Here is a 20843-nt window from a genome sequence, read left to right on the forward strand (position 1 = left end):
CTTCTTGGTGATAACTCGCGATAGTTCATAACTCATGCTTTTGAATAGCCGAAGTTAATTTCTTTCTACTACTTAACAAAATTTCAAAGAACTTTTTCAAAGACTAGTTTTTACACAGTCTCTTGAGAGGGGGAAGGGGGTGTGTCATAGTTTCGCCCTATAACTAGCTTTAACACACCCCTTATCCCCTCTCAAGAGGGGAATTGGTTACTCCCGTCACTATAAACTGATAGTTCAAATCTTTCTATATTCGAGCGCGAAGCCTAATTTTCAATTCTCAATTTTCCAATTGCCCTTTATTTCTTATGATATTATCAAAATTAAACCCCTATCTTTGCAATCTCAACAAAAAACTCTCTTATGAATTGGTTGCAGGAAGCTTTTTTAGAGCCGACGATGTTGCAGGCTGTTATAGTTATCTCACTGGTTTCGGCCGTGGGATTATTCTTGGGAAGACAGAAGATATTCGGTATATCGCTGGGGATCACCTTCGTATTCTTTGCCGGGATTCTGGCCGGGCATTTCGGGATTGTTGTCAATAAAGACATGCTGAACTTCGCACAGAGCTTCGGCCTGATTCTGTTTGTCTACTCTTTAGGGTTACAGGTCGGTCCGGGTTTCTTCTCCTCTTTAAAAAAAGGTGGGGTAGCTATGAACATGATGGGGTTGGGCGTCATCCTGCTGGGATTGCTCATGACTCTTGTTTTCCATTGGACGACCGATGTTTCGTTGCCAAATATGGTCGGCCTGCTTTGCGGAGCCGTCACCAACACACCGGCTCTGGGTGCCGCACAACAGGCTTTATTACAGGTAGAACCGGCCGATTATAAGGAAGTAACCGATATGGCACTGGCTTGTGCCGTAGCCTATCCTTTGGGAGTCGTAGGGGTTATCCTGGCTATTATCCTGCTGAAAAAAGTGTTCGGAGACAAGAACCTGGCGGATGACAAAGAAAAACATAACACGAAACCCAATATTACCGAATTCCATATCAGCAACCCTGCCATCTACGATAAAAGCATCAAGGATATCATGAAGCTGACGGAGAAACATTTTGTGATTTCCCGCGTGTGGCGTAACGGAAAAGTAAGTATCCCCACCTCCGACACCGTACTGCATGAAGACGACCATCTGCTGATTATTTCCCATAAATCAGATGTCGAAACCATCAAAGTGCTTTTCGGAGAACAGGAAAACGTTGACTGGAACAAAGAAGACATCGACTGGAATGCAATCGACTCGCAACTGATCTCCCGCCGCATCGTCGTTACCCGCAACCGGGTGAACGGTGTAAAGCTCGGTTCGCTCCGGCTACGTAACCTGTACGGCATCAATATCACCCGTGTAAACCGTGCCGGTATCGACCTGGTTGCCGACTCGGCCCTACACCTGCAAATCGGCGACCGGTTGACAATCGTAGGCGAGAAAAATGCAGTCAATAATGTAGGCCGGATTCTGGGAGACGAAATCAAACGCCTGGATAATCCGAACCTGCTGGCGGTATTCATCGGTATCTCACTGGGGGTTCTGCTGGGGTCCCTGCCGATCATGTTGCCGGGGATGACCACCCCTATCAAACTGGGTATTGCCGGCGGTCCCATTATTGTCGGTATCCTGATGGGTGCTTTCGGTCCGCGTTTCCATCTGACTACTTATACGACCATGAGTGCCAACCTGATGTTGCGCCAATTAGGTATCGTCATCTATCTGGCCGGGCTTGGGATTGATTCGGGAGCCCATTTCTTTGAGACCGTATTCCGGGCGGAAGGGGCTTTATGGGTCGGACTAGGTTTTCTGCTGACAATTGTCCCCGTCCTGATTGTCGGTTTCATCGCTTCCCAGTTCTTCAAGCTCGACTATGCACACAATGTTGGGATGCTCTGCGGCAGTATGGCAAACCCTATGGCCCTGACCTATGCCAATACAACGGTCGAAGGTGACGAACCATCGGTAGCCTATGCTACGGTCTATCCTCTATCCATGTTTATCAGGGTGATATCTGCGCAGTTAATCATTATGCTATTTACATAAAAAAGGGGGAACTTTCATTCCCCCTCCCCATAATATAATCCGTATCGATTATCCTTTTACGATTTCTTCTTTCTCTTTATCCCAGTACATCGTACGTCCTTCCAGATAAGCATGTGTTCCCATATGGGCAGTCATAGCTTCCTGGAATGCGGCATCTATGTTACAGCTCGGCTGTTTATTCTGACGGATACATTCCAGCCATTCACGAATATGCAGGTGAGTCGTGTCGTAACGTTTACCGCTTACATAGGTGTAAAGCAAACCGCGCTGGGCAAAATATAATTCAGTTGGCGACGTAATAGCATCCACCGAATTTTGTCCCGGCACATAGGTGTAGAACGGTTCGTTCGGTTTGATGATTCCTTTGTCGATCTTCTCTTTGTAGATTTCGGAAGCCGGGTCCGCCTTCAGCGTAATTGTATTGGACAGTTCCATCTGGGCGTCATGTCCCATAATGACCTTTCCACGCGGACGGTTGCTGGCCAATGTAGCACTGTACAACATCGTCATATCCCGATCGGGGAACTCGAAAGTAGTCTGCAAGACGTCAGGTACCGTACGTCCGTCCTTGAAGTAATAGACACCACCCGACGAAGTTGCCGAATGAGGAATACCCACTCCGAATATCTGATTGATCGCATCATACTCGTGTGTCAGCAAGTCACCGCTCAAACCGGTACTGTAATCCCACCAGCAACGCCAGCGGAAGAAACGTTCCAGACTGAATTTATCACGGGGATCAGGACCGATATACCGTTGCAGGTTGTTCGATGTCATATAGTCGGTATATTCTTTGATGCGTTCTTCCGGTCCTTCGAACTGTTTCCAGTCGATTGTGTCGGGAGAAGCGCCGTCTATCAGCGGATATACCCACGCTCCGTTCGGATCGTTACGGTTGGTACATACTTCGATCAGCGATACTTTGCCGATCAGGCCTTTGTCGATGATCTCCTTGGCACGGATATAACTGTCAGTCTGACGTCCCTGATGGCCCAACTGGAATACGATGCCGGTTTCCTTAACCACCTGGCGCACCTGATAAGTCTCAGGTACTGTCCACGATAACGGTTTTTCCACATAGACATGCTTTCCTGCTTTTGCTGCTTCCATCGCCATCGTACTGTGCCAATGGTCGGGGGTAGCGATAATAACTGCGTCGATGTCATCGGCCGCCAGCAATTCTTTATATGTTCTGTAACGTTTCGGCCGTTTCCCGAACTTTCCGTTCGAACCTTCGCGATGAATATTGGATGCCGCCAAAACAGCCGCTTCACCATACACATCGAAGATATCGCACACGCCGGTTACTTCGATATTCAGGTCATCCTGCTCCAGGAACTGCTCATAACGCTTGTCCTTGCTATCGTTCTTCGCCCCTTCAATCAGGCCGTCGATCCAGGAAGGTTCGGCAAAACCGGCTGCACGCATCAGCTGCTTGCCGCGGATACCGAAACCGATCATTCCGATACGAATCTTTTTCCCGTCCGGCTGGGCAGGAATCATATAATGTTCTTTATCAAACTTAAAGGCACTACCCAGACTTTTCGACTTTTTGTCGTACGTCTGTTTCTTGTAGACACCATAACCCAGTGCCCCCAATACCGGAATGGTAGCCAACGCCTTCAGGGCATTACGACGTCCTTCAGACTGAGGCCCCTGATTTTCTTTCGGAGTATTATTATTGTTTTCTGTTGCCATGATATTACATTAATTTGAGTTTAGACAATAAGGGAATCGCTTTTTTCAGATAGCGGTCCAGCCCGATAATATGAGAGGTGGGAAAAACCAGCAGTACAGCCAGAGCCGCCATCTCTACCAGATTCTTGTCTATCCACAGATAAGACCCTTCGAACGGCATCATATATTGTGCCCCGATAAACGAAGGATGGGAAAGGTAATAAAATGCAAGCAATATCATCGCCCCGATAGAAGAAAGTTTGCTGAAAGCACCGGTAATCAGTCCGAGACCGATTAACAACAGCGCCCATTCGTTCAGCGCATTAACCATGTTCATCATGGCCGGATCACTAGCCAATCCGGCGAAAAAGTCAGACATAAAACCTTTGGAATCGAGCAGGTAAGGAAGCGATGTCCATTTGGGATTCAGGATCTTCACCAGTCCTTCGTAGGCAAAATGCCAGCCAATGAATAATCGCAGTACAACCATCGCGGCCAACTGCGCAGAAGTGTAAGAATCTTTTTGTATCATTTCATGTATTTGATTTATCGCCGCAAATATAGGGATAAAATCCGGAGAACAAAGGATTTGAAATACTGATGATACTAAAACTTTCTACATTTTACCAAAATTTTACTATTGTCGGCCTGAGTAGTAGCAAAAAGATATACATCTCCACCATCCATGATCTTTGTGCGTTTACGCAATTCTTCTACGGATAGAGGGAAATTACGGACAGTGATATTTGCACGGGGTATTTGTCCGGATATTCCTTTGCAGAGTTTCCCGGTAAAAGGAAATACCTCTTCTACGACAAAACTCCTGCCCGGAAAAACAGCTACTCCTGTATCAGAGGTATAAAGATGGCTACTCGTATGCAACTTTTCAAGTCCGAAACGGGTAGCGGTACTTTTAAAAGCACCGGCTTTCAACAGTGAGGAATTGGGTTCATAGAGATAGTTTTTTATCTGACCGGACAGATGTAATTCTTCCCGACTCTCATCCTGCAAAGTAAAAATAAAAGATTCTTCCTCCCCATTAGCAGTATAATTAATACAATGGATAGCCGGAGATGTTATGGATGCATCCCTTTCCACAATAAAAAGCAGTTCCTTACATTCGTTCTTTACCGATAACACATGGACCTCCGTAGTTCCGGGCAAGAGTTCCAGTGTCAACCGTATATCGGCCATAGGAGATAACTTTGCAATCACTTTCGGCGCATGGCGGAAGAGTTCCGGCAACAAGGCCGGCAGGTCGGGCTCACAATCCTGCAAAGCAAAAACCCGTTTATTCCCTTCGCCGCGGCGGGCCGGGTCAATATAAAAAACATCGGTTCGGGGCAGTTGGGATATTAACATTGTGCTATCCCCCTCCATAACCGTTATATTGTCGACACCCAATGCTGAAAAATTATTACGGGCAGCCTCACAATAGGCAGGGAAACGTTCTATATAAGTTACTTGGCGGACTTTCCGGGAGAAGTAATAACTGTCAATTCCCAGCCCCCCGGTCAGGTCGCACAGGGTTTCATCTTCCTTCACCAAACGCTGTTTGTAGGAAGCCGTCTGTTCAGATGAACATTGCTCTGCCGAAATCTTTGAAGGAAATAATAAGTCGTCGTTTGCATACCACAGAGGCAGCTTTTCCCTAATCTGACGCCGGGATGCAATCTGTTCTGCAGCAAAAGGAACATCGATTGAAGGATAACGGGATGCACTCAGCAGAAGACGTGTCAAATCATCGCCTGCATGTTCTTTTACAAATCTCCGGAATTCATCTGTCTGTTTCATGCGGCAAAGATAAGGTTTTTATGATTAGTGATACAACGAATATTTTTCAAAAAAAACTAGCAAATCATTTGCAGTTTGTCAGAGAATATCTATATTTGCTGCCGTAATAACAAAAACAGTCATGAGAACATTTATAGTAAATACATTTTGGTGGTGGCGCTCTTTACTCCTACAACGGTCGTAAGGAACGCAGTCCTGTGTATATACTAGTCAAGATATCATAGAAAGGTCTGTCGCACTTGCGACGGGCCTTTTTTCTTTTTCAAACAAACGGAATACAACTAAAATAATATAGCAAAAAGATGAAAACGTATCAAGTTGACAAAAACGGTTATTATGGTGAGTTCGGCGGCGCTTATATCCCCGAAATCCTTCACCAGTGTGTGGAAGACTTACAGAACATCTATCTGGAAGTACTGGAAAGTGAAAGTTTCAAGCAGGAATTCAACCAGTTGCTGCGCGACTATGTAGGCCGTCCCTCTCCCCTTTACCAGGCAAAACGATTAAGCGAAAAGTATGGTTGCAAGATTTATCTCAAACGGGAAGACCTCAACCATACGGGAGCCCACAAAATCAACAACACAATCGGACAGATTCTGCTGGCACGCCGCATGGGTAAAACCCGCATCATTGCCGAAACAGGTGCCGGACAGCACGGTGTTGCTACAGCTACCGTTTGCGCCTTGATGAACATGGAATGCATCGTTTACATGGGCAAGACGGACGTGGAACGCCAGCATGCCAACGTGCAGAAGATGGAGATGCTCGGCGCGACCGTCGTCCCTGTTACTTCCGGCAACATGACCCTGAAAGATGCGACAAACGAAGCAATCCGTGACTGGTGTTGTCACCCTTCCGATACGTATTACATCATCGGTTCCACAGTCGGTCCTCACCCTTATCCCGACATGGTAGCACGCCTGCAATCCGTTATCAGTGAAGAGATAAAGAAACAGTTACAGGAAAAAGAAGGGCGCGATCATCCGGATTACCTGATTGCCTGCGTGGGAGGCGGAAGCAATGCCGCCGGTACAATCTATCACTTTATCGACGACCAGCGGGTGAAACTCGTACTGGCAGAAGCCGGAGGAAAAGGAATCTGTTCAGGTATGAGCGCCGCCACCATCCAGCTGGGAAAGAAAGGAATCATACACGGAGCCCGTACCCTGGTCATGCAGAGCGAAGACGGACAAATCGAAGAGCCCTACTCTATCTCTGCCGGACTGGACTATCCGGGAATCGGCCCGATTCACGCCAATCTTTCCGTCAGCCACCGCGCCTCTATCCTGGCTGTCGATGACGACGAAGCACTGGAAGCCGCTTTCGAACTGACCCGCCTGGAAGGAATCATCCCGGCACTGGAAAGCGCTCATGCGCTGGGAGCACTCAGCAAAGTGGATTTCAAGCCGGAAGACGTAGTCGTACTGACCGTTTCGGGACGCGGAGATAAAGATATGGATACCTATATTAATTATAAATTACAAATTGAAAATTGAAAATTGGCTACGCGATCCAATCTTTAATTTTCAATTTTCAATCTTTAATTTTCAATTATCATGCACTATCATTTCAAAACGATAAGCAAACAGGTCCTGGGCGACCTTCACACTCCCGTCAGCATCTACCTGAAAGTACGGGATATCTATCCGGAATCAGCCCTGCTGGAAAGTTCGGACTTCCACGGAAACGAAAACAGCCTTTCCTTCATCGCCCTCTGCCCGCTGGCAAGTATCGGCATCAACAACGGCGAATGTACGGCAACCTTTCCCGACGGCAACCGCGAAGTGACTCCCCTCAGCGAAAGCTATAACGTAGCAGATGCCATGAACGCGTTTCTGAGCCGTTACAGCATCGAAGGGGCAGACAAGAAAATCTGCGGCTTGTTCGGATACACAGCCTTCGATGCTGTCCGTTACTTCGAAAACATTCCGGTCATGGAAGCCCACCACGAAGAGAACGATGCTCCCGACATGCTATACATATTATATAAGTATATCCTCGTCTTCAACCATTTCAAAAATGAACTGACATTGGTCGAATTATTGCAGGACGGTGAAAAAAGCAACTTGCAAGAGATCGAAACACTGATTGAAAACCGCAACTATGCTTCCTATAACTTCCAGACTACCGGGCCGGAGACCTCTCCCATCACCGGCGAAGAATACAAGGCTATGGTTCGCGAAGGTATCAAACACTGCCTGCGCGGTGATGTTTTCCAAATCGTTTTAAGCCGCCGTTTCGAACAACCGTTCAAAGGCGACGACTTTAAAGTCTACCGTGCCCTGAGAAGTATCAATCCTTCCCCCTACCTTTTCTATTTTGACTTCGGCGGCTTCCGCATCTTCGGTTCTTCTCCCGAAACGCACTGCAAAGTGACAGAAGGCCATGCAAGCATTGACCCGATTGCCGGAACCGCTTTCCGCACAGGTAACGTGGCTCTCGACAAACAGCGTACAGAAGCCCTCCTCGCCGACCCGAAAGAGAATGCCGAACATGTCATGCTGGTAGACCTTGCCCGCAACGACCTAAGCCGTAACGCACACAACGTACAGGTCGATTTCTACAAGGAGGTACAATATTACAGTCACGTCATCCACCTGGTTTCCCGTGTAAGCGGCGAAGTGAACAACGACAGCAACCCGGTAAAAACATACATCGACACCTTCCCGGCAGGAACCCTCAGCGGCGCCCCGAAAGTACGTGCCATGCAGCTTATCACCGACCTCGAAAAACATAACCGCGGAGCCTATGGCGGCTGCATCGGATTTATCGGCCTGGACGGTGACCTGAACCAGGCAATCACCATCCGTACCTTCGTCAGCCGAGGCAACGTACTGTATTACCAGGCCGGTGCCGGTATAGTAGCGAAAAGCAACGACGAACGCGAACTTCAGGAAGTAAACAACAAGCTGGGAGCCTTGAAAAAGGCAATCGACCTGGCAGAGAAGTTGAAGAATTAAAAATTGAAAATTATGAGCAAGATATTATTATTCGACAATTATGATTCCTTCACCTATAATTTATTACATATTTTGAAGGAACTGGGTGCGGAGGTGGAAGTTCACCGCAATGACAAAATATCCTTGGAAGAAGTAGACCGCTTTGATAAAATCCTTCTTTCGCCGGGTCCCGGTATTCCGGAAGAAGCAGGCATCCTGCTTCCTTTAATCCGCCAATATGCCCCGACAAAAAGTATTTTGGGAGTATGCCTCGGAGAACAAGCGATTGGAGAAGCCTTCGGAGCAACCCTGATTAACCTGACGGACGTTCATCACGGCGTTTGTTCCGATATCCGGGTGACAGCTAAAGAACCGTTATTTGCCGGACTCGAAGCCGGATTCCGTGCCGGACGTTACCACTCCTGGGCAGTCTCCCGCGAAAACTTCCCCGATTGCCTGGAAATAACAGCGGAAGATATGGAAGAAAAACAAATCATGGCATTACGTCACCGTACGTACGATGTCCGGGGTATCCAATTCCATCCGGAATCGGTGCTGACCCCGAAAGGCAAGATTATTATTGAAAACTGGCTGAAAGGATAACGAGGACTAATAAGTTTCACCCGTTTCCCTTAAGTGAAACAGATATTTCCTATTGACGAAACAACTATTTCTCTTATAGGAAACAAAAGTTTCTTCCGGATGAAACTGTTACCACCTATAGACAGACAAATAAACATAAGAAAGAAGAATTATGAAAGATACATTATACAGATTATTCGAACACCAGTACCTCGGACGGGAGGAAGCCCGCCAGATACTTCAGAATATGGCTGCCGGCCAATACAATGATTCCCAGATAGCCAGCCTCATCACCGTCTACCTGATGCGCAACATTTCCGTAGAAGAGCTATCCGGTTTCCGCGAAGCCCTGCTCGAAATGCGCGTACCGGTCGACCTGTCGGATTACAAGCCAATCGACATCGTCGGCACAGGGGGCGACGGAAAAAACACATTCAATATCAGTACCGCTTCCTGTTTTGTCGTTGCCGGAGCCGGTTACAATGTGGTGAAACACGGTAACTACGGCGCAACCTCCGTCAGCGGTGCCAGCAATGTGATGGAACAACATGGCGTCAAGTTTACCAACGATATCGACAAACTACGCCAAAGCATGGACACCTGTCATATCGCATACCTGCATGCCCCATTGTTCAATCCGGCCCTAAAAGCGGTAGCCCCGGTACGTAAAAGTCTGGGAGTACGCAGTTTCTTCAATATGCTCGGCCCGCTGGTGAATCCCGTTATGCCGGCTTACCAGTTATTGGGCGTATATAATTTACCTTTGCTGCGGTTATACAGCTACACATACCAGGAAAGCGGGACGCGTTTTGCCGTTGTCCACAGCCTGGACGGGTACGATGAAATATCACTGACCTCCGACTTCAAGGTAGCAATGCCGGAAAAAGAGAAACTATATACCCCGGAAATGCTTGGTTTTGCCCGTTGCACAGAGGATGACCTCGACGGCGGCCAGACTGTCGAAGATGCCGCCCGCATCTTCAATAACGTAATGACCAATACGGCAACCCCGGCACAAAAGAACTGCGTAATTGCCAACTCTGCCTTTGCTATCCAGGTCATCTGCCCGGAAAAGAAGATAGAAACCTGTATCGCCGAAGCCCGCGAATCACTGGAAAGCGGCAATGCACTGGCTACGCTGAAAAAGTTTATTTCGCTGAATAATTGATTTATGAAAGATATATTGCAAGACATTATAGCCAACAAACGCATCGAAGTAGACCGGCAGAAACAAGCCGTACAACTCCGTACGCTACTGGCATTGGGTGGCGAACGGCTGGAACGTACCACCTATTCGATGCGTGCCTCGCTGGCTGCATCTTCTTCGGGTATCATCGCCGAGTTTAAACGCAAAAGCCCATCGAAAGGCTGGTTGCATCCGGATGCCGCCATCCCGAACATCATCCCGGCCTATCAGCAAGCCGGAGCTTCTGCCTGCTCGGTCCTGACCGACCCGCAGTTTTTCGGCGGTTCGTTGGGTGACCTCTGCCAGGCACGCAAGCTGGCTGAGATTCCCCTGTTACGGAAAGATTTTATCATCGACGAATACCAGGTATACCAGGCCCGGGTCATGGGAGCCGACGCTATTCTACTAATCGCCGCCTGCCTCACCCCCGACCAATGCCTGTCACTGGCAGAGCTGGCACATACCCTCCAACTGGAAACATTGCTGGAAATCCACAGCGAATCAGAATTGGGGCATCTCAACCCGCATATCGACATGCTCGGTGTTAACAACCGCAACCTCGGGACATTCCATACCGACGTGGAAAATTCGTTCCGTCTGGCAGAGATCATGCAGGAAGTCAGCAAAGAAAAAGACCTCGCTCCCCTCCTGGTTTCGGAAAGCGGAATATCAGATACAGCCACAGTAAGCCGCCTTCGTCAGGCTGGCTTCCGCGGTTTTCTGATTGGTGAGACATTCATGAAAACAGAAGAACCGGGCGATACTTTGTCCGCTTTCATAGGAGATTTGCCATGCTAATCAAGGTTTGCGGCATGCGGGAACCGGAAAATATCCGGCAGGTAGCAGAGACGGGAATCGACTGGATGGGATTCATCTTTTACGCTCGCTCCGCTCGCTCAATTGACAATGGAAAATTGAAAATTGAAAATGAAAGAAAGAGCTCCTCTCTTAATAATTCTCAATTTTCAATTTTCAATTTTCAATTAAAGAGAGTCGGCGTCTTCGTCAACGCCACGCCGGAAGAAATGATGGAAACAGCCGCCCATTACCGGCTCGATTACCTGCAATTGCATGGAAACGAATCGCCGGACATCTGCTATACCCTCCATAAACGAGGATATGCAATCATAAAGGCATTCTCCATCGCCACCGAAGAAGATTTAAAACCGGTCACCGATTACGAAGGCCGTGCCGATTATTTTCTTTTCGACACCAAATGCAACAGCTATGGCGGTTCAGGCAAACAGTTCGACTGGTCGGTACTCTCCGCCTACAAAGGGCAAACGCCTTTCCTGCTCAGCGGTGGTATCAACCCCGACAGCGCAGAAGCCCTCCGGAACTTCAGCCACCCGAAACTGGCCGGTATCGATCTCAACAGTGGCTTCGAAACCAGTCCGGGCATAAAAGACGCAGAGAAACTGAAAACATTTATTGACAAGATTAAAAATAAAAAGACTGACATATGAATCGTATTACAAACTTATTCGAAACAAAAAAGAACGGCATCCTGTCCGTTTACTTTACAGCGGGTTATCCACAGCTAAATGATACGGTAACCGTTCTGAAAGAACTGGAAGCAAAAGGTATTAACATGGTCGAAATAGGCATCCCTTTCTCCGACCCGATGGCAGACGGTCCCGTCATCCAGGAAGCCGCTACACAGGCATTGCGAAACGGCATGTCGCTCCACCTCCTGTTCGAACAGTTGAAAGACATACGGAAAGAGGTACAAATGCCTTTAATCCTGATGGGCTACCTCAATCCGATTATGCAGTTCGGCTTCGAAGACTTCTGTAAAAAATGTGTGGAAGTAGGTATCGACGGCATGATTATCCCCGACCTCCCTTTCGCCGACTACATGTCCGACTACAAAGAGATAGCCGACCGCTACGACCTGAAAATGATTATGCTCATCACCCCTGAAACTTCCGAAGACCGTATCCGCCTGATTGACGAACACACTTCCGGCTTCATCTATATGGTATCGAGTGCCGCAACAACAGGTGCACAGCAGAGTTTCGACGATCAGAAACAGGCCTATTTCCGCCGTATCAACGGAATGAACCTGCAAAATCCTCGTCTGGTAGGTTTCGGAATCTCCAACAAAGCCACCTTCGATGCCGCCTCCTCCAATTCCTCGGGCGCCATCATCGGCAGCAAATTTATCCAATTGCTGAAAAGCGAAACAACAATCCCCGGAGCTGTAGATGCATTACTGGAAAGTTTGAAAAAATAGGACAACAACCTGCCTGAAATGAGTAGGCATCGAAACAAAAACGGACAAGCATCGCTTTATCTATGGATGCCTGTCCGTTTTTATATTAACAAAATATCCTCGAAAAAACAGCAACTTACAACAATATTATTCCCTATTATTTAGTACATTTGCCAAAAACAGGAACGTCTTTTGTGCATTTTTGCCATTTTCAGGAACATAAAATTGATTTTATCATGGAATTATATCGTAGCATCATTGAAGATTTAAAAGATTGGAAAAGTAGACCAGATAGAAAGCCTCTAATTTTAAAGGGGGCCAGACAAACTGGAAAAACATGGATATTAGAGCATTTTGGTCATACAGAATTCGAATATGTAGCCAGCTTCAATTTCGATAAGGATGAATCTTTAAATGAAATCTTCGAAAACACAAAAGTCCCCGAACGAATAATTTCACAGTTAAAATTGCATACTGATAGTCCTATTTTGCCTCATAAAACACTAATAATCTTTGATGAAATTCAAGAATGCAACAAAGCATTGAATTCCTTAAAATACTTCTGTGAGGATGCTCCTGAATATGCTGTAGTGGCTGCCGGTTCATTATTGGGAGTAACCTTATCGAAAGGAGATTCATTCCCTGTCGGGAAAGTAGAATTCATGAACCTATACCCTTTAACATTTAAAGAATTTTTAAAAGTAAGCGATGAAAAAATATATCAATATATTGAAGAGTTATCTGTTGTGGAGCCTCTTCCCCAAATTGTTTCAGATAAACTAACTGAATTCTACCGCCAATATCTTGTCATAGGTGGAATGCCTGCAGCCGTAAAAGCCTTTATGGAAAATAAAGGCATGGACGAAGTAAAACGTGTGCAGAGATTTATTTTAGATGCCTACACATTTGATTTCTCTAAACATGCTGAGAATAAAGATATTCCTCGTATCATAAGTATATGGAATTCCATACCCAGTCAACTAGCAAAAGAAAATCGTAAATTTATTTACAAAATGGTAAAACCGGGAGCCAGGGCACGAGACTATGAAGATGCCCTACTTTGGTTAGAAAATGCAGGACTAATCTACAGAATCTTTTGCAGCTCCAAACCCTATCTGCCATTAAAAAGCTACGATGACCTTTCAGCCTTCAAAATCTATCTTTCCGATATCGGCTTACTACGCGAATTGGCAGGACTTCCTCCTGAAGCTATCTTAGCTGGCAATACGGCATACACTGAATTTAAAGGAGCATTGGCAGAAAACTATGTCCTACAATCATTGGTATGCCAACTTGAAATCCTTCCCCGGTATTGGACATCATTAGGAAAAGCAGAGGTTGATTTTGTTATCCAATCAGGTATAGAGATTATTCCCATTGAAGTGAAATCAGACACTCGTTTAGGAGGAAAAAGCCTATCTGTATATGATATGAATTATCATCCGACATATAAAATCCGATATTCACTGAACAATCTGAAAGTAGATGATAATCTGATTAATATACCATTATATTTAGCTGATTGGACCATGAAGCTAATATCAATCCGATAATCTTTACATATTTGAAAAAAAGAAACAGTTGCCAGTTTATAACCGACAACTGTTTCTCTTTTCAGCGGAAAGCGAGGGATTCGAACCCCCGGAACAGTTACCCGTTCACCGCATTTCGAGTGCGGCCCATTCGACCACTCTGGCAGCTTTCCTGGTCGTTGACGCGACAAATGTATAAAAAATTTGATACCGTTATCCTCCAAAGGTCCTTTTTTTCTGCACACAGCACTACTATGTCAGTCCAAGCAACACTATAATGCTAATATCCATAGCACTATAGTATCATATAACACAGCACTATAGTGCTAAAAAAAAAAGGGAGTAACCTCTCGGCACTCCCAATCCTATCGTGTTAACGAATTGAACGTTATTATTTGAAATAACGGTTATATAACCCTTCGAAACCTTTACCATGGCGGGCTTCGTCTTTACACATTTCGTGTACTGTATCGTGGATAGCATCCAGATTCTGCTGTTTTGCCAATGTTGCGATACGTTTTTTATCTTCGCAGGCACCGGCTTCTGCTTCCATACGTTTTTTCAGGTTAGTCTTTGTGTCCCAAACAACATCACCCAACAGCTCTGCAAACTTAGCTGCATGTTCTGCTTCTTCCCATGCATAACGTTTGAATGCTTCTGCTACTTCAGGATAACCTTCGCGGTCTGCCTGGCGACTCATTGCCAGATACATACCTACCTCAGTACATTCACCCATAAAGTGAGCGTTCAACCCCTCAAGAATAACAGGGTCAACACCTTTTGCAACACCTAATACGTGTTCGTCTACAAACTGCAGAGCGCCTGTTGTTTCTACCAGTTCTTTGAACTTGCTTTTCGGTTGTTTACATTGCGGACAGAATTCAGGAGCTTCGTCACCTTCATGAACATAACCACATACTGTGCAGATCCATTTCTTTTTCATCTTCGTAAAATTTTATTGGTTGTAAAACTATTAGTATATAATCTTTTGTTATTCGCTGTGACAAAATTAACCAAACAAATCTAAAGAGCAAGAGATAAGCTGATAGAAATATTCTATCTGTTAATTGATAAAAACTATGGAACTTATTCAAAGCGGCAAGTGTTAGATTATAAAACTTACATATATTATGGATACATTAAAGATTACAAGTCTCTTAGGCGACAAAGCAGAATATTTACTGGGTCACACCTGTAAAACGATTGACAAATCACTGATTCACATACCATCTCCTTCAACAGTCGATGATATCTGGATTAATACGGACAGAAATATTCAGACATTAAATAATTTACAACGAATGTTGGGAAGCGGACGGCTGGCTAACACCGGTTATCTGTCTATTCTCCCGGTCGACCAGGACATAGAACATACGGCCGGAGCATCATTCGCCCCGAATCCCATTTATTTCGATCCGGAAAACATCGTGAAACTGGCAATCGAAGGCGGTTGCAACGCTGTCGCTTCCACATTCGGAAACCTGGGAGTTGTAGCACGCAAATATGCACATAAAATACCGTTCCTTGTAAAGCTCAATCATAATGAATTACTTACTTATCCGAACAGCTACAATCAGGTGATGTTTGGTACAGTCAAGGAAGCCTGGAACATGGGAGCCGCAGCAGTCGGTGCCACCATCTATTTCGGTTCTGCGGAAAGCCGTGAGCAACTGGTCGAGATTGCGGATGCATTCGAGTATGCACACGAACTAGGTATGGCGACCGTCCTCTGGTGTTATCTGAGGAACAATGATTTCAAGAAAGATGGCGTAGACTATCATGCAGCAGCCGACCTAACCGGTCAGGCCAACCATCTGGGTGTAACAATCAAAGCAGATATCGTTAAACAAAAACTGCCATCCAACAATGGTGGCTTCACAGCCATCAACTTCGGCAAAGTAGATAAAAAGATGTACACCGAACTGACGACCGAGCACCCGATCGACCTTTGCCGTTACCAGGTAGCCAACGGTTATATGGGCCGTGTCGGCCTAATAAACTCCGGAGGAGAATCACACGGTGCCTCTGACCTGAAAGAAGCCGTCATCACTGCCGTCATCAACAAACGTGCCGGCGGTATGGGCCTGATTAGCGGACGTAAAGCATTCCAGCGTTCCATGAAAGATGGCGTCGAACTGCTTCACACCATTCAGGACGTTTACCTGGACCCGGAAATTACGATTGCATAAGTAATAACAATTAAATAGAACACCCGGAAAACTCACCATTGATAATGGAATGTTTTTCGGGTGTTTTTTATTTCAGGCTATTACTTGATACCGGAAACATTGGTTTCCCTTTCCGGTATAGGATAGAAATACTGTTCCTTACTTTTTAGATTATCAGCTATACCATAACGGGACAAAAACTTTTTCATCACATCAAAAGCCCTGTCTGTCCTGACCAGATCTCCCCACCGCTGATTTTCAAAACAGAACTCACGCCGTCGTTCTTTCAGCAACACATCCGTAAAACTATCTACCGAAGATATAGCAACAGAGGTCAATGTCGTCAAACCAGCCCGAATACGAACTTTATTTATTATATCCAACGCTTCGGCCTGATTATTCGTATGGTAAAGGGCCTCTGCATACAACATGTAAACATCCGTATAACGCAGCATGATCCAGTCGATATCCCAATCACTCGCCGCACTGATCGGTCCGTTTTGATACTTTCTTACAAACGGCTTATTAGTAATGATGCTACCCGACTTTTCCTCCCATTCCGTCTGTATAGAATAAACTCTCCGCTCATCCCCTTCCTCAGAAAATATATCGTCCAAAATCTCATCATCAAAGAAAAGTTGCCATGGGCTTCCTCCAAACGGCACGGTCAGTTCCGTATCTCCCGGCTTGATACCATTAGGCGCATTACGACTCGGATAAGGATTCCCTTCTCCCTGAGCATTCGTCTGGCAACCTAAAGAGAACACTGCTTGATCTTTGTTTTCATTCTCATACAAAAAAATATCCTCATATTTAGAAAAGAATCCGGCCTGACCTATACCATTGACAACAGCCTCCAGCTCGCTCTTTGCCGACTCCCAATTGTTTTTATTCAGCGGATAACCAGACTGGAACACATAGACTTTACCTAAAAAACCTTTGGCTGCCAAAATGGTCGCCCTGTTAGGCAGTTCTTTTGGCTTCACATCCGGTAACAAAACGATAGCCGCTTTCAGATCACTGATAATAAAATCATACACTTCCTCTTCCGTTGCCCGTGTCACAGAATAGGCCTCACTAATTGTCAATGGTTTATCAACAATAGGAACGCCTCTGAAATAACGCACCAAATCAAAGTAGATCAAAGCCCTGACAAAACGGGCTTCTCCTTCTATCTGTTTCCTTACACCTTCGTCTTCAAAAGTAGCATCTTCGATACGGGTAAGAATATAATTACAACGCATAACCGTATTATACAAATCAGCCCAAGCTGTATTGAGTACTGGAGTCGCAGCATTCTCCGTGAATCGGGAAATCATACCGTCATCATAATCCACCTGCTGCCAGGCATTATCACTGCGGCATTCAGTCAACTGATAAGAAAAATTACTTTTCAGATTAGCATTCCGTAAACCATGATAACACCCGATGATCGCCTGTTCGAACTGACTTTGTGTCTTATAAAATCCTTCGATATTCTTATTTGAGATTGGAGACAAATTCAAGTCATCCGAACATCCTCCGGTTACCACCAATAACAATGAACTTAGTATATATAGCAAACTCTTTTTCATAATCTCCTGCATTTAAAATTTGACATTTATTCCAAACTGATACGTACGGGCAAGCGGATATCCTGAATCATAATCCACACCCGGAGTTAAATTACTGTTACTGAACGGAGCATTTTGTGCCATGTGGTTATAATGATCATGCATATAGACATTATCCATACTGAAATAAATCCGGCAGTTGCTGATAAATGAGATTTTACTTATTAAACTTTGCGGAAAATTATAAGCAATATTGATATTTCGTATTCTCCAAAAAGAAGCATCTTCCAGCCACCAGTCGGACGGAGTTGTCAAATTATCCGTTGTACAGGCACGCGGCACTCTCCCGTTACCCGGCTGTTCGGGCGAACGCCAACGATCTCTCCAGTATCCTCTTACATTACCGCGGGACTGTGTCGTCTCTTTCTTCCCCAGGTTGATCAGATTACATTTAGAAACGCCATCCATGAAAATAGATAGTTCGATACCTTTATAGGAAAAATTATTGGTCAATCCCCACGTAACCTTAGGAACGTTATTGCCGCAATTGGTTTTATCCTGCTCATCGATCACACCGTCACCATTCATATCTTTATACTTGATATCTCCCGGCTGAGGGTTCTTATTTGCATAAGACATATTCTTGTTTACCCTACAATCTTCCTCATCTTTGAAAACACCGTCCGTCTTAAACAGATAATAGTATCCGATCGACTCGCCTATCTCTGTTTTTGTGATCGGGAAACCTTCCTGATAACCGATAATAGGACTACCGTCAGGTCCCAGTTGCTTTACTTCATTATGGTTATAAGAAAGATTGAAATTAGTACTCCAGTTAAAGGCACCTACTATATTTTTAGTCATCAGCTCTACTTCAAAACCCCGGTTTTGTATCTTTCCGATATTCTGCAAGGCTGTTCCAAATCCTGTAATCTGAGGGATCGGTACATTCAAAAGCAGATCCTTCGTATTAGCAATATAATAATCCAAACTTAAATTGATACGGTTTTTCACAAATCCCAGGTCTATGCCGATATCGGTCGTTTGTGTCTTTTCCCAACCAAGATCAGGATTACTGAAACTACTGGGGCTATAGCCACCAACCTTATTGCCGTTAAAGATATAGTTCGTATTGCTCATCAGTCCAATGGATGAATAATCACCGATATTATTGTTACCCACAACCCCATAGCTCGCACGCAATTTCATATTGCTGACAGCAGGCAGGGCGTCTTTGATAAACTCCTCTTCAGAGATCAGCCAACCGGCAGAAACGGAAGGAAATGTCCCCCAATGGTTATTCTTACCAAACCGCGAACTACCGTCCTGGCGGATACTAGCTGTTAAAATATAGCGGTTCATATAGGCTAAATTCGCTCTCGCCAGATAAGAGATCAGGCTCCATTCGGTTGCACTTCCTGTTGCACTGTCAATCTTTGTCGCGGCATTCGGTGTTTTAATATCATCATCCGGAAAATCACTCTTCTGGAAACTCGAGTTTTCAAAATATTCATTCTGATAAGTAAAACCTGCCAGTAAATTCAACGACCAATCCTTCTTCTCCAGATCATAGTTCAATGTATTTTCCGTCAACAGATTTCTTCGCAAGCTATTGGAAACAGAACCGTAACTCGGATTTCCCCTATTTACGTTCATGGTCTTGTAATACTTATCATTATAAGTCGTTATGTTGGCACCGAAAGAAGATTTAAAGACCAGGTTATCCAGGATATTTACATTGGCATATAAGTTCGCCAGATAATTATTTCCTCTGGACTGGTTTTCAACTTCTTTTGCCAGGGCTATAGGATTCAGGAAAAAATGAGCATGATAATAATAGTTCCCTCCCTTTACAGTCTGCTGATCCAATCCAACGATCGGCGCAACCAGGATGGAACGGGAAATAGGTCCTTGTGAACTATCCGTATCCGGATCATTTCTTTCCGAATAACTTGTCTGCAAATTCAAACCGAGTGTCAGGTATTTATTGGCATCCACTTCCACGTTTGAGCGGAACGACAACCTTTTATAATCCGAATTGATTATTATACCGTCCTGGTCCAAATAATTAGCAGATATGAAATACTTGCTTTTCTCTCCCGCACCGGAAACAGAAACAGAGTAATTCTGAACCGGAGCCGTCCTGCTGATCAACTCCTGCCAGTTATGATCCGGAAAAGAGGTGGGATTCGTACGCCATAACGGGTCGATGGCATATTTATAATTATCTCTGTCACTTTCAGGCACAGAAAGATCTCCTCCGTTATAAATATAGCTGTTTGTCCTTTCTTCAATGGCATATTCTATATATTCATCCCGGTTCATGACATCTACTTTACTAAATCGTTTCTGAATCCCGTAGGACACATTCAAATCGATTACCGGTTTTCCTTTACGTCCGCTTTTTGTCGTGATCAAAACAACTCCGTTAGCACCACGTGAACCATAAATAGCTGCCGATGCCGCATCTTTCAGTACTTCTATGGATTCTATATCCGAAGGACTGATACTGTTCAGATCGCCTGATATCGGAAAACCATCCACCACATATAAAGGTGAAGCTCCGTAATTGATGGACCCCGTACCACGGACTTTCACATTAAGCGACTTACCCGGAGCACCGGATGTCTCCTGAACATATACACCTGCGATCTTTCCTTGTATTGCCTGATCGACACGAGTCACCGGGCGATCTTCCAGATCCTCCGAGCTGACTTTTGTAATGGAACTCGTCACCTGGCTGCTCTTCAGTTTACCGTAACCTATGGCTACCACTTCTTGCAATGCCAAAGCACTTTCATCGAGACTCACATGGATAGTAGACAGATTTCCTACTACAATTTCCTTTGAATCATAACCTATAAATGAAAATACCAGCGTTTCACCCTTCTTAGCCTCAAGAAAATACTCACCGTTCAAATCAGTGACAGTACCTCTGGTCGTTCCCTTCACAACAACGTTCACACCGACCAATGGTTCTCCTCTTACTTCTGAGACTATACCTTTTATCTGATTTTCCTGAGCCACAAGCCGGAACGGACTTACACATAATAAAAGAAACGTCAGGAACAAATACAGTTTTAACAAATTCTTTCTCATGGTCTTTCTTTAATTCATGATTGATGCTTTTGATAATGGACAGACTTATAAAAAACGTCCGATCTGA

16 protein-coding genes and 1 tRNA gene are annotated in these 20843 nt (G+C 45.1%); 10 read left to right on the plus strand and 7 right to left on the minus strand.

The window, feature by feature from the left end:
- The first annotated feature begins 360 nt into the window (after positions 1 to 360).
- A complete protein-coding gene (locus tag NBH14_RS02515) occupies positions 361 to 2031 on the plus strand; it encodes a putative transporter (protein ID WP_128133680.1) in 1671 nt (556 codons plus the stop codon).
- Between the two features lie 48 nt (positions 2032 to 2079).
- On the opposite strand, the gene NBH14_RS02520 is transcribed toward NBH14_RS02515, so the two are convergent.
- The 3 genes from NBH14_RS02520 to NBH14_RS02530 all read right to left on the minus strand — a co-directional run bounded on the left by NBH14_RS02520 (position 2080) and on the right by NBH14_RS02530 (position 5502).
- Positions 2080 to 3729, minus strand: a complete 1650-nt coding sequence (locus NBH14_RS02520) for a Gfo/Idh/MocA family oxidoreductase (protein WP_186958862.1) — start codon at positions 3727 to 3729, stop codon at positions 2080 to 2082.
- Between the two features lie 4 nt (positions 3730 to 3733).
- On the minus strand, positions 3734 to 4240 hold the full coding sequence (locus NBH14_RS02525) for a DoxX family membrane protein (RefSeq protein ID WP_186958861.1): 507 nt from the start codon (positions 4238 to 4240) through the stop codon (positions 3734 to 3736).
- A 74-nt stretch (positions 4241 to 4314) separates the two neighbouring features.
- The gene (locus tag NBH14_RS02530; RefSeq protein ID WP_186958860.1) at positions 4315 to 5502 is read right to left on the minus strand and encodes a THUMP-like domain-containing protein; all 1188 of its coding nucleotides are present in this window, start codon (positions 5500 to 5502) and stop codon (positions 4315 to 4317) included.
- Between the two features lie 302 nt (positions 5503 to 5804).
- On the opposite strand from NBH14_RS02530, the gene trpB reads away from it, so the two are divergent.
- The 8 genes from trpB (at position 5805) to NBH14_RS02570 (ending at position 13977) form a co-directional block, all read left to right on the plus strand.
- Positions 5805 to 6998, plus strand: coding sequence for a tryptophan synthase subunit beta (trpB, locus tag NBH14_RS02535; RefSeq protein WP_186958859.1), 1194 nt, complete (start codon positions 5805 to 5807; stop codon positions 6996 to 6998).
- Positions 6999 to 7058: 60 nt separating this feature from the next.
- Entirely contained in the window at positions 7059 to 8462 is a 1404-nt protein-coding gene (locus NBH14_RS02540) for an anthranilate synthase component I family protein (protein WP_186958858.1), read from the plus strand.
- A gap of 12 nt (positions 8463 to 8474) precedes the next feature.
- A complete protein-coding gene (locus NBH14_RS02545) occupies positions 8475 to 9044 on the plus strand; it encodes an anthranilate synthase component II (protein ID WP_046146631.1) in 570 nt (189 codons plus the stop codon).
- 151 nt (positions 9045 to 9195) lie between these two features.
- Complete coding sequence (trpD, locus tag NBH14_RS02550; protein ID WP_186958857.1) at positions 9196 to 10191, plus strand: anthranilate phosphoribosyltransferase; 996 nt, start codon at positions 9196 to 9198, stop codon at positions 10189 to 10191.
- Positions 10192 to 10194: 3 nt separating this feature from the next.
- Positions 10195 to 11007, plus strand: a complete 813-nt coding sequence (gene trpC / locus NBH14_RS02555; protein WP_186958856.1) for an indole-3-glycerol phosphate synthase TrpC — start codon at positions 10195 to 10197, stop codon at positions 11005 to 11007.
- Positions 11001 to 11675 (plus strand): phosphoribosylanthranilate isomerase, encoded by a 675-nt coding sequence (locus tag NBH14_RS02560; RefSeq protein WP_186958855.1) that lies wholly within the window; start codon positions 11001 to 11003, stop codon positions 11673 to 11675. Before trpC ends, NBH14_RS02560 begins: the two co-directional genes overlap by 7 nt.
- Positions 11672 to 12445, plus strand: a complete 774-nt coding sequence (gene trpA, locus NBH14_RS02565) for a tryptophan synthase subunit alpha (RefSeq protein WP_186958854.1) — start codon at positions 11672 to 11674, stop codon at positions 12443 to 12445. Before NBH14_RS02560 ends, trpA begins: the two co-directional genes overlap by 4 nt.
- Positions 12446 to 12660: 215 nt before the next feature.
- Entirely contained in the window at positions 12661 to 13977 is a 1317-nt protein-coding gene (locus tag NBH14_RS02570; RefSeq protein WP_186958853.1) for an ATP-binding protein, read from the plus strand.
- Positions 13978 to 14042: 65 nt separating this feature from the next.
- Here the strand turns inward: NBH14_RS02570 and NBH14_RS02575 are convergent.
- A tRNA-Ser gene (locus tag NBH14_RS02575) sits at positions 14043 to 14129 on the minus strand.
- Between the two features lie 218 nt (positions 14130 to 14347).
- Positions 14348 to 14899, minus strand: a complete 552-nt coding sequence (locus NBH14_RS02580) for an NADH peroxidase (protein ID WP_007652517.1) — start codon at positions 14897 to 14899, stop codon at positions 14348 to 14350.
- Positions 14900 to 15086: 187 nt separating this feature from the next.
- Here NBH14_RS02580 and NBH14_RS02585 point away from each other — a divergent pair, with 187 nt between their 5' ends.
- A complete protein-coding gene (locus tag NBH14_RS02585; RefSeq protein ID WP_186958852.1) occupies positions 15087 to 16145 on the plus strand; it encodes a class I fructose-bisphosphate aldolase in 1059 nt (352 codons plus the stop codon).
- A gap of 80 nt (positions 16146 to 16225) precedes the next feature.
- On the opposite strand, the gene NBH14_RS02590 is transcribed toward NBH14_RS02585, so the two are convergent.
- Both NBH14_RS02590 and NBH14_RS02595 read right to left on the minus strand, forming a co-directional pair.
- Positions 16226 to 17698 (minus strand): RagB/SusD family nutrient uptake outer membrane protein, encoded by a 1473-nt coding sequence (locus NBH14_RS02590; RefSeq protein WP_186958851.1) that lies wholly within the window; start codon positions 17696 to 17698, stop codon positions 16226 to 16228.
- A gap of 12 nt (positions 17699 to 17710) precedes the next feature.
- Positions 17711 to 20776, minus strand: coding sequence for a SusC/RagA family TonB-linked outer membrane protein (locus tag NBH14_RS02595; RefSeq protein WP_186958850.1), 3066 nt, complete (start codon positions 20774 to 20776; stop codon positions 17711 to 17713).
- Positions 20777 to 20843: the final 67 nt, after the last annotated feature.

It is taken from the genome of Parabacteroides caecihominis, from assembly GCF_023656785.1.
GTDB lineage: Bacteria > Bacteroidota > Bacteroidia > Bacteroidales > Tannerellaceae > Parabacteroides > Parabacteroides segnis.